This window comes from Anaerotignum sp., from assembly GCF_051877975.1.
Taxonomy (GTDB): domain Bacteria; phylum Bacillota; class Clostridia; order Lachnospirales; family Anaerotignaceae; genus Anaerotignum_A.
In genome coordinates, this window is the sequence record NZ_JBJEJK010000045.1 from 1 (window position 1) to 9,448 (window position 9,448).

General features: G+C 45.2%; 10 protein-coding genes. All 10 read right to left on the reverse strand.

All coding sequences use genetic code 11. The features are described from left to right. Positions 1–72: 72 nt before the first annotated feature. The 10 genes from ACI39P_RS07165 to ACI39P_RS07210 all read right to left on the reverse strand — a co-directional run bounded on the left by ACI39P_RS07165 (position 73) and on the right by ACI39P_RS07210 (position 9,308). Entirely contained in the window at positions 73–765 is a 693-nt protein-coding gene (locus ACI39P_RS07165; protein WP_439719984.1) for a DUF554 domain-containing protein, read from the reverse strand. A gap of 117 nt (positions 766–882) precedes the next feature. After that, positions 883–1,611, reverse strand: coding sequence for an ATP-binding cassette domain-containing protein (locus ACI39P_RS07170; RefSeq protein ID WP_439719985.1), 729 nt, complete (start codon positions 1,609–1,611; stop codon positions 883–885). After that, complete coding sequence (locus tag ACI39P_RS07175) at positions 1,608–2,264, reverse strand: ABC transporter permease subunit (protein WP_439719986.1); 657 nt, start codon at positions 2,262–2,264, stop codon at positions 1,608–1,610. Before ACI39P_RS07175 ends, ACI39P_RS07170 begins: the two co-directional genes overlap by 4 nt. A 21-nt stretch (positions 2,265–2,285) precedes the next feature. Then, entirely contained in the window at positions 2,286–3,071 is a 786-nt protein-coding gene (locus tag ACI39P_RS07180; RefSeq protein ID WP_439719987.1) for a transporter substrate-binding domain-containing protein, read from the reverse strand. A gap of 92 nt (positions 3,072–3,163) precedes the next feature. Further along, entirely contained in the window at positions 3,164–3,817 is a 654-nt protein-coding gene (deoC, locus tag ACI39P_RS07185; protein ID WP_439719988.1) for a deoxyribose-phosphate aldolase, read from the reverse strand. A gap of 353 nt (positions 3,818–4,170) precedes the next feature. Beyond that, positions 4,171–6,132 (reverse strand): bifunctional 4-hydroxy-3-methylbut-2-enyl diphosphate reductase/30S ribosomal protein S1, encoded by a 1,962-nt coding sequence (locus tag ACI39P_RS07190; protein WP_439719989.1) that lies wholly within the window; start codon positions 6,130–6,132, stop codon positions 4,171–4,173. Then, positions 6,129–6,734 (reverse strand): 1-acyl-sn-glycerol-3-phosphate acyltransferase, encoded by a 606-nt coding sequence (locus ACI39P_RS07195; protein ID WP_439719990.1) that lies wholly within the window; start codon positions 6,732–6,734, stop codon positions 6,129–6,131. The genes ACI39P_RS07190 and ACI39P_RS07195 overlap by 4 nt, the downstream gene beginning before the upstream one ends. Then, positions 6,731–7,408: a (d)CMP kinase gene (gene cmk, locus ACI39P_RS07200; RefSeq protein WP_439719991.1), complete on the reverse strand. Its 678-nt coding sequence runs from the start codon at positions 7,406–7,408 to the stop codon at positions 6,731–6,733. The genes ACI39P_RS07195 and cmk overlap by 4 nt, the downstream gene beginning before the upstream one ends. 12 nt (positions 7,409–7,420) lie before the next feature. After that, the gene (locus ACI39P_RS07205; protein ID WP_439719992.1) at positions 7,421–8,659 is read right to left on the reverse strand and encodes an aminoacetone oxidase family FAD-binding enzyme; all 1,239 of its coding nucleotides are present in this window, start codon (positions 8,657–8,659) and stop codon (positions 7,421–7,423) included. 1 nt (position 8,660) lies between these two features. Beyond that, entirely contained in the window at positions 8,661–9,308 is a 648-nt protein-coding gene (locus tag ACI39P_RS07210; protein WP_439719993.1) for a histidine phosphatase family protein, read from the reverse strand. Positions 9,309–9,448: the final 140 nt, after the last annotated feature.

The window sequence follows — 9,448 nt, forward strand, 5'->3', positions numbered from 1 at the left end:
AGCATTATTTCTAATACTGAGATCCCGATTCGTCATCTTAACTTAATGACATTGGTCCAAAGGGACTCTTTTTTACATAACGAAATTTAATACAGGGCAAAGCACGATGGGAAGAAAGATAGCAGGAAGAAAGTTTAATACTTTCAGCTTAGTAATGCCTATGATATTCAACCCCAGAGCAAAAATGATAAGGGAGCCGGAGCAAACCATTTCCGCAATGACAGCATCCGTCAAAAAAGGGGCCACAAATTGCGCCAACAGTACGATCGCCCCCTGAAAGACCAAAACAAAACCCCCTGCCAGCATAACGCCGATACCCAAAGAGGATGCAAATACCATAGAAGAAATCAGATCCAGCACAGATTTGGTATACAGCATTTCATAATCCCCTGAGAGCCCCGCCTGCAGAGAACCAACGATGGTCATTGCGCCTACGCAAAACAACAGAGAGGCCGTCACAAAGCCTTCTGCCAGAGAAATCTTATCGCCACCTTTTTTAAAACGCTTTTCCACCCCCGTCGCAAAGCGATTCAGTTTCTCATCCAAATCTAACCCTTCCCCAATGACAATACCAATCGCCATGGAAAGAATCAATACCAGCGTATTTTCCCCCTTCAAAGTGCCGCTCCAGCCGATATAAAGGGTACAAAGGCCGATACCCTTCATCAAACTATCGGTGATTCGTTCGGGAATCCCCTTTTTCAATAATAAACCAATGGCACTGCCAATCAACACCGTCAGGGTATTTACAATAACCGCGATCATTTTTCTTCCTCTTTTCTTTTGTATTTTTTGTATAAAAAAGCGTACCACTTTTTTCTTCTTTTGTAAACAAAGAAAACGGCAAGACAAAATCGTCCTGCCGTTTTTCATTCCATGATATCAGAGAACCTTATTCAGGAAATCCTGCGTTCTCTTATTCTGAGGGTTGCCGAACACTTCTTCCGGTGTGCCCTGCTCTACGATATAACCGCCATCCATAAAGATAACACGGTCAGCCACTTCTCTGGCAAACCCCATTTCGTGGGTAACTACGATCATCGTCATGCCGTCTCTTGCCAGCTGTTTCATTACTTCCAATACTTCGCCTACCATTTCAGGGTCCAGCGCAGATGTGGGTTCATCAAACAGCATGATGTCCGGTTTCATCGCCAGTGCACGGGCAATGGCAACACGCTGCTGCTGACCGCCGGAAAGATTTGCCGGATATTCATTGGCCTTTTCTGCCAAGCCTACCGTTGCCAGCAAGCGTTCAGCTGTTTCTTTTGCTTCTTCCTTGGAAAGTTTCTTTCTGTCCACAGGTGCCAGCATAATATTTTCCAAAACATTCAGGTGAGGGAACAGATTGAACTGCTGGAACACCATGCCGATATTCTCCCTAACCTTGTTGATATTGCATTTGGGATCGGTGATATCATTATCATCCACAATAACCGTGCCTGCAGTCGTTTCTTCCAGACGATTCAGGCAGCGCAGAAATGTAGACTTGCCGGAACCGGAAGGACCAATCAGACAAACTACCTCTCCTTCTTTGACTTCCAAGTCGATTCCCTTTAATACTTCTAGGCTGCCAAAACTTTTTTTCAATTGTTCAACTTTTACCTTGATCATTTGTTTGCCAGCCTCCTTTCAACCAGTTGGAAAATTTTCGTCAGCACTACTACCACAATGTAATACATAACTGCAACGATAGCATAGGTTTTAAAACTTTCATAGTTTCTCGCTACGATCAGTTGGCCCTGACGCATCAACTCACCACAACCAATAACAGAAAGGATAGAAGTATCCTTCAATGTGATGATAAACTGGTTCAGTACGGAAGGAATCACAATACGGATCGCCTGGGGCAGGATGATCTTTCTCATCGCCACGCCATAAGGCAGGCCCAAGCTTCTTGCTGCTTCCATCTGCCCTTTGTTTACCGCCGCAATACCACTTCTGAAGATTTCAGACAGATACGCACCGGCATTCAGGCACAAAACAATAATAGCCGCCTTGAAAGATGTGATTCTGATACCCAAAGCACCTGTAATACCAAAGTAGATGAAGAATGCCTGTACCATCAGAGGTGTCCCACGAATGACACTCAGGTAAATACCGGAGATCCAATTCAGAAGTTTCACCTTGGAAATGCTGAACAGACAAGCAATCATACCAATCACAACTGCCAGAATCAAAGAAAGAATTGTCATTTGCAGTGTAAGGCTCAAGCCTGTCAAAAGCTGAGGCATACACCGTCCTACATACTCAAAAAAACTACTCATGAGGCACTACTCCTTAAGGAATCATTCCTGGATATATGTATCCAGAATTTCCTGATATTTGCCGCTTTCTTTCAGGTTAGCAAGACCTGTGTTGAACATTTCCAGCAGTTCTGCGTTCTGGTCTTTGCCAACTGCGAAACCGTAAGAGCTGCCCTGTTCTTTTTCTGTTACCATTTTCAGACCATTGCCCTGTACGATACCATAACCCATTACAGGATAATCTTCAAAGCAAGCTGCACTGTTGCCAACTTTGACATCCATGCACATTGCATCAGAAGTATCAAATACTACTGTTTCGAAGCCATACTGATCTTTGATGGATTCAGCAAAGTCCATACCTTCTGTACCTCTCTTTACTGCAACCTTCTTGCCAGCCAGATCTTCGTAAGATGTGATTTCATCATTATCTGCTGCAATACCCATTACAACACCGCTGTCGAAGTAGGGTTCAGAGAAATCAAATTTCTGCTGTCTTTCTTCTGTGATGGACATACCAGCGATAACACCATCAGCCTGGCCGGATTCCAGAGCCTGTACCGCTGCATCGAAGCCCAGATACTGCAGTTCATACTGGAAGCCCTGGTCTTCCGCGATCGCTGCCAGCAGGTCCATATCGATGCCCACATATTCACCAGCATCATTCTGGAATTCGAAAGGTGCAAATGTTGTGTCTGTAGCAATGATGTATGTTTTGCCTTCCGCTGCCGCATCATCTGCAGGTGCCTCTTCGGAACCGCCGCATGCTGCAAAGCTGAATGCCATTGTCATTGCCAGTGTCATTGCTGCAAATTTCTTGAATAAACTCATTGTAAATTCCTCCCTTTATTCTTTTTTCCCATTTCACATTACTTTTATGAAATATGCTTTGAATTTTCTTCTGCATATTTATGGGCTCTTATTTAGATTTCCTTTTTCAGCAGCGCAAGAAGAGAGCTGCTTCCCAGCCTGTCCGCGCCAGCCGCCAGAAAATCTTCCGCATCGGCAACAGATTTGATACCGCCTGCGGCTTTGATCTTTTTATCCTCTGCCATATATTTTTTGAATAATCGGATATCTTCCAGCGTTGCGCCGCCGCCAGCAAAGCCTGTGCTGGTTTTGATGAATTCCGCCCTGGAACGATTCACCACATGGCAAAGGGCAATTTTTTCTTCTTCTGTCAAAAGGCAAGTTTCAATAATAACCTTCAACAGCCTTCCATTGCAGGCGTCCTTGACCGCATTGATCTCCTGCAGGATATCGTCATATCTTTTTGCTTTTGCCCAGCCAATATCAATGACCATATCGATTTCAGCCGCGCCATTTTTCACAGCTTCTGCCGCTTCAAAAGCCTTTACCGCCGTGGTCTGATACCCATTCGGGAAACCGATGACTGTACAGATGGGAAGTTTTCCTTCCACAAAATCCGCCGCCTGTTTCACAAAAGAAGGCGGGATACATACGGAAGCAACACCATATTCCATTCCCTGCAAACAAATTTCGCGAATCTGTTCCCAAACCGCATCCTGTTTCAGCAATGTATGGTCGATGAAATGGAAAATTTCACGTTTTTCCATATATTTTCCTCCTCTATCCCACTAAATCACCTAAAAAGTATATCATAAAATCACCTGTATAACAATGTCGGTTTTTTTATTATTTTCTAATGATTTTTCTATAAATCAGGCTTTTTCATAAATTTTTTCAATACTATTCAAAACCTGCATATATAACCCCTTCCGCAGAATTCTTTCCTTTTCTTTGAAAATATAGATAATTCCTGTTTCCGAAGCATTTTCTTTTTCCATAAAAATTTTTCATAGCATTTCACGCAAAATTTCCATAAAAAAATCTTTTATGCATCTTTTTGCATGACAAAGAAAAAACTCCCACCATGGTCACGCCACAACGGGAGTTTTTGCACACGGAATTATTCTGCTGCGGGAGCTTCTTCTGCAGGAGCTTCTTCCGCAGGAGCGTCTGCCTGTCTCTTGGAGAGGCTGATCTTCTTCTGTTCAGAATTTACTTCCAGAACCTTCACATTGATCATTTCGCCAACCTTCAGTTCATCTTCAGGTTTTACAACGTGTTTATTTGCAATCTGGGAAATGTGTACCAAGCCATCTACGCCGGGTTCCAGTTCAACGAAAGCACCGAAGGGTACCATACGAACAACTTTACCTTCTACGATAGAACCAACTGCATATTTATCTGCTGCCAGTTTCCAGGGGTTCATGTTTGCGTCCTTCAGGGACAGGCTGATTTTGCCTTTTTCTTTGTCTACATCCAGAACGAATACTTCAACAGCCTGGCCTTCTTTCAGCACTTCTCTGGGGTTGGAGATTCTGCCCCAACTCATTTCGGAGATATGGATCAGGCCGTCTACGCCGCCCAGATCAACGAAAGCACCGAAATCTGTCAGTCTGGATACTGTACCAGCGATCTTGGAACCAACTTCGATTGTTTCGAACAGAGCTGCTCTCTTTGCTGCGATTTCCTGTTCAACCAGAGCTTTTCTGCCGCCGATGATACGACGTTTTACTCTATCCATTTCAATGATATTGAATTCCAATTCCTGACCTTTGAATACACTCAGATCTTCGATAAATCTATTAGAAACCTGGGAAGAAGGAATGAATACTCTTACACCGTTTACAACTGCGATCAGACCGCCTTTTACAACATCTGTTACTGTGCCTGTAACAACTGTTTTTTCATTGAATGCCTTTTCGATATCTTCCATGCCCTTCTGTTCTTCGATACGTTTTCTGGACAGCAGAACATTGCCGTCGCCATCATTCACACGAACAACGAAAACTTCGATTTCATCGCCGGGCTGAACTACCTTGCTGGGAACTACTGTTGTATCTCTGCTGAATTCGCCTCTGGGGATAACACCATCAGATTTGAAACCCAGGTTAACGGAAACTTCTTCGCCAACTACCTGAATAACTGTGCCTTTTACAACATCGCCAGTATGCAGTGTAACGAGAGATTCTTCCAACATCTGCTCAAAGCTTACTTCCTCTCCTAAATTCTGTGCATTTTCAAATTCGCTCATAGTAACTACTACCTCCTTAATTATTGCAGGCGGTGTGGACGCACCTGCAGTTATACCTATTCTATCACCCTTCGAAAAAGTTTTCAACACCAAATCGCAAATTGTTTCAATATGAACGGTATTCTCGCAATTTTTTTTGCAGATTTCCACCAGTTTTTGCGTATTGGAACTCTTTTTGTCACCAATCACGATCATCTTATCCACGCTTTGGGACAGCTGAACCGCTTCCTTCTGTCTTTTTTCCGTTGCGGAACAGATGGTTTGGGAAATATCCAGAGAAAGACCTTTTCCCCGCAGAATATCCATCATTTCATCAAATTTGCTCTGCCGGAAAGTCGTCTGCACGACTACGGCATATTCCTTATCCGCAGGCAGATCTGCCGCCGCTGCCGCCTCGGGGTTTTCCAAGATCATCGCGCTGTTGCCGCACCAGCCATTGATCCCAATGACTTCAGGATGCTTGCCGTCCCCGGCGATGATAATACTCTTGCCGTTTTCCCAAGCCTCTTTTACGATAGTATGTATTTTTTTTACGAACGGACAGGTACCGTCCACCAGTTTCATTCCTTTTTCTTCCAGGGCATCATATAAATATTTGCCCACACCATGGGAACGGATGACAACGGTGCCTTTTTCCACACCCTCCAAAGATTCGATGATATGCAGTCCCTTTTGATCCAGATCCCCTGTCACTTCTTTATTATGAATCAGCGGGCCAAAAGAATATAAAGGTTCCCCGTTGTTTTTTTCGATTTCCGCATATGCCATTTCAATGGCACGCTTTACGCCAAAGCAAAACCCTGCGGATTCCGCCAGCCTCACGTTGCTCATTCTTTCACCTTCAATTCTTCCACTTTGCTCATGATGACCTCTGTGATTTGTCCCATCAGTTCTGTTGTCAGTTTCTGCCCGCGGAATTCCTCCAGTGTCAAAGGTTCCCCATAATGGACGATAATTTTATGCCGGAATTTATATTGGCCGCTGATGGCACAAGGGATAACAGGCGCATTTCCTTTCATGGCAAAGAGAGCTACACCGGCTTTTGCCGCAACATCTTCCCCTTCCTTTACACGTCTGCCTTCTGCAAAAATACCAAGAATTTCGCCTTCTTTCAGCACTTTCATGGCCGTTTTTACCGCTTTCATATCCATGGAAACATTTCTGTCGATGGGGAATACCCCTAATTGCCCCAAAATCCATGCAAACAATTTATTTTTGAACAGTTCCTTCTTTGCGATATAATGGGGCAGTCTGTCCAAATAAAGCGCCGTAGAAACCGGGTCATAATTGCTGTAATGATTGCTGCAGAGAACTGCGTTGCCTTCCTTCGGGATGTTTTCTTTGCCAATGATTTCTACCTTAAACATAATGGCATACCAGATCTTAACAAGAAAAACCGCCACATAATAAACCCAAGATTCTCTTTTCTTCATGATTCCTTCACCCTTTCCGCAGTGATCTTCAAAATCTCCTGCAACACTTCTTCGATGCTCATGCCTGTTGAATCCAGACAGACGGCATCCTCTGCTTTTTTCAGAGGGCTGTGTTCTCTGTTCATATCATTGTAATCTCTCTGGATAATCATTTTTTTGATTTCTTCAAAATCAGCCGTTTCGCCTTTGGCTTCCAGCTCACCCACACGGCGGCGGGCTCTTTCTTCCACACCAGCATCCAGATAAATTTTCACTTCCGCATCGGGCAGCACAACTGTGCCGATGTCACGCCCATCCATAATGACGGAATGTTCCCGTGCCATTTCCTGCTGCAGTTTCACCATGCGTTCGCGCACGTTCTGATAAGCACCAACAACAGAGGCACCCTTGCCGATTTCTGCCGTCCTGATTTTTGTTGTCACATCTTCTTCATTCAGAAAAATGCGCTGCCCTTCCGCATCAGGCTGGATACGCATATTCAGCCCATCCAAAGCGGCCACAACGGCTGCTTCTTCTTCCAAGGGAATTTGCTTTCTGGTACAATACAGCGCAACGGTACGATACATCGCCCCCGTATCTACATAGATGATGCCGAGCTTTCTGGCAACCATTTTTGCAACGGTGCTTTTACCGGAACCCGCAGGCCCGTCCACCGCAATGGAAAATCGTTTCATTTTCGTTCCTCCTTATGCCTGACAGATGTTTTCCCCCGCCACATAGCCCGTGGAAAAGGCAATTTGCAAATTGAAGCCCCCTGTATAGGCGTCTACATCCAAAACCTCCCCTGCGAAATGCAGATGCTTCACAAATTTACTTTCCATGGTGGAAGGGTCGATTTCATCTACATGGATGCCGCCGCAGGTCACCACCGCTTCGTTATAGCCTGTTGTACCTGTGATCGTCAGAGGCAGGGCTTTCAGCAGACTGCAAAGACGTTTTCTTTCCTCTTTGGTGATACTGTTGACCTTCTTACGAGGGTCGATCTCCGCCAATTTTATCATGACAGGAATCAACTTCTGGGGCAGCAGATCATCCAGTGCATTGGCAAAATCCTTGTTTGCATATTTTTCAAAATCTCTCAAAATTCTCGTATCCAGTTTCTTTTCATCCATGGCAGGCTTCAGGTCGATATACAGTTTGTAGCCTTCTTCTATGGTCAGGATGATATGCCTGCTGGCACTTAAAATAACAGGGCCGGAAACACCAAAATGGGTAAACAGCATTTCCCCAAAATCACTGTATACCTTCTTTCCCTTATTATTTTTGATTGTAATTTCAATATTCTTCAAACTTAAGCCCATCAGTTCATGGCACCAATCCTCCGCCGTTTTCAGCGGAACCAGGGAAGGATACAGCTTCGTCACATGATGCCCTGCTGCCTTGGCAAAACGGTAGCCGTCACCGGTAGAGCCTGTCCCGGGATAGGATAGGCCGCCTGTGCAGACAATAACCCCGTCGGCCTTTTCCTCTCTTCCATTTTTCAGACGAATGCCCGCAGCCTTGCCTTCTTCGATGATTATGCTGTCCACAGGGCTTTCCAGATGCAGCTTTACTTTGTTTTGCTTTAAGTATTTTTCCAGAGCTAAAACAACATCCAGGGAACGGTCAGAAACAGGGAAAACTCGCTTGCCCCGCTCTACTTTCAGTTCCAGCCCCAGATTTTTGAAAAATTCCTGCAGCTGAAAGCTGTCCAGCTGATAAAAAGCACTATACAGAAAATAAGGATTGCCGGGAATGTTGTCCAAAAGTCCTTCCACATCGCTGTCATTGGTGACATTGCAGCGACCTTTCCCTGTAATAAGAATCTTTTTCCCAATTCTGTTATTTTTTTCATATAAATGAACTTCGTGGCCCTTTTCCGCCGCACGGCCTGCCGCCATCAGCCCTGCCGCCCCTGCGCCGACCACGATGATCTTCTTTTTCATATCATTCACCCTTTTTGAACACCTCTGCCATCTCTAAATGGGCCTTATCATTCAGCGTCATCAGCAGCTTTCTGCCATCCTCCATCACGTCCAGCATGGTGATAGAAGTATTGGTCATCCACGTTTTCCGATAAAAGGCATCGCCCATTTCCAGAAGCCCTACCAGCATCACCCGCAGCAAGCCCCCGTGGGAAACGATGGCCACGTTCTGTCCTTTATGCTTTTCCGCCAAAGCATTGAAACCCTCAATGGCACGATCCATAGCATGCTGGAAGGAGCCTTCCCCGGGAACGGGATGGTCGAAAGGGTTCGCGAAGAAATCCGTATATGCCTTGCCGAATTTTTCAGACAGCTCTGCAATGGTGTGCCCTTCCCATTCGCCGAAATTGATCTCTCTAAAATGGGCATCCTTGATAGGGGTCAGGCCATGGGCAGCCGCCAAAGGCTCTGCCGTTGCCACCGCTCTGTCCAGCGGGGAAACATACACCGCATCCAAAGGCAGATATTTGAAACGTTCCCCAAGCAATCGAGCCTGTTCTCTGCCTGCGTCATTCAGCTGTATATTCGTGCAGCCCTGATAGCGGCCGCCTTTGTTCCAATCCGTCTCCCCATGACGGATCAGGTAAAATCTTGTTCTTTTCTGTTCCATGAGGTTCTCTCCTTTATCCAATCTACTTTTTCCTAACTATATATTATACGGCAAGGGAAGAAACCTTTCAACAAGAAAAAAGACCCTCACAGGGGTCTTTCTCTGTCTTCCTGACGCTGTGGTTCCTCCGCTTTTTCCTG

What these genes read in the sequence shown, in the direction of transcription:
- ACI39P_RS07165 (WP_439719984.1), bottom strand. Translation starts at nt 765, where the DNA reads ATGATCGCGGTTATTGTAAATACCCTGACGGTGTTGATTGGCAGTGCC.
- ACI39P_RS07170 (WP_439719985.1), bottom strand. Translation starts at nt 1,611, where the DNA reads ATGATCAAGGTAAAAGTTGAACAATTGAAAAAAAGTTTTGGCAGCCTA.
- ACI39P_RS07175 (WP_439719986.1), bottom strand. Translation starts at nt 2,264, where the DNA reads ATGAGTAGTTTTTTTGAGTATGTAGGACGGTGTATGCCTCAGCTTTTG.
- ACI39P_RS07180 (WP_439719987.1), bottom strand. Translation starts at nt 3,071, where the DNA reads ATGAGTTTATTCAAGAAATTTGCAGCAATGACACTGGCAATGACAATG.
- deoC (WP_439719988.1), bottom strand. Translation starts at nt 3,817, where the DNA reads ATGGAAAAACGTGAAATTTTCCATTTCATCGACCATACATTGCTGAAA.
- ACI39P_RS07190 (WP_439719989.1), bottom strand. Translation starts at nt 6,132, where the DNA reads ATGAGCAACGTGAGGCTGGCGGAATCCGCAGGGTTTTGCTTTGGCGTA.
- ACI39P_RS07195 (WP_439719990.1), bottom strand. Translation starts at nt 6,734, where the DNA reads ATGAAGAAAAGAGAATCTTGGGTTTATTATGTGGCGGTTTTTCTTGTT.
- cmk (WP_439719991.1), bottom strand. Translation starts at nt 7,408, where the DNA reads ATGAAACGATTTTCCATTGCGGTGGACGGGCCTGCGGGTTCCGGTAAA.
- ACI39P_RS07205 (WP_439719992.1), bottom strand. Translation starts at nt 8,659, where the DNA reads ATGAAAAAGAAGATCATCGTGGTCGGCGCAGGGGCGGCAGGGCTGATG.
- ACI39P_RS07210 (WP_439719993.1), bottom strand. Translation starts at nt 9,308, where the DNA reads ATGGAACAGAAAAGAACAAGATTTTACCTGATCCGTCATGGGGAGACG.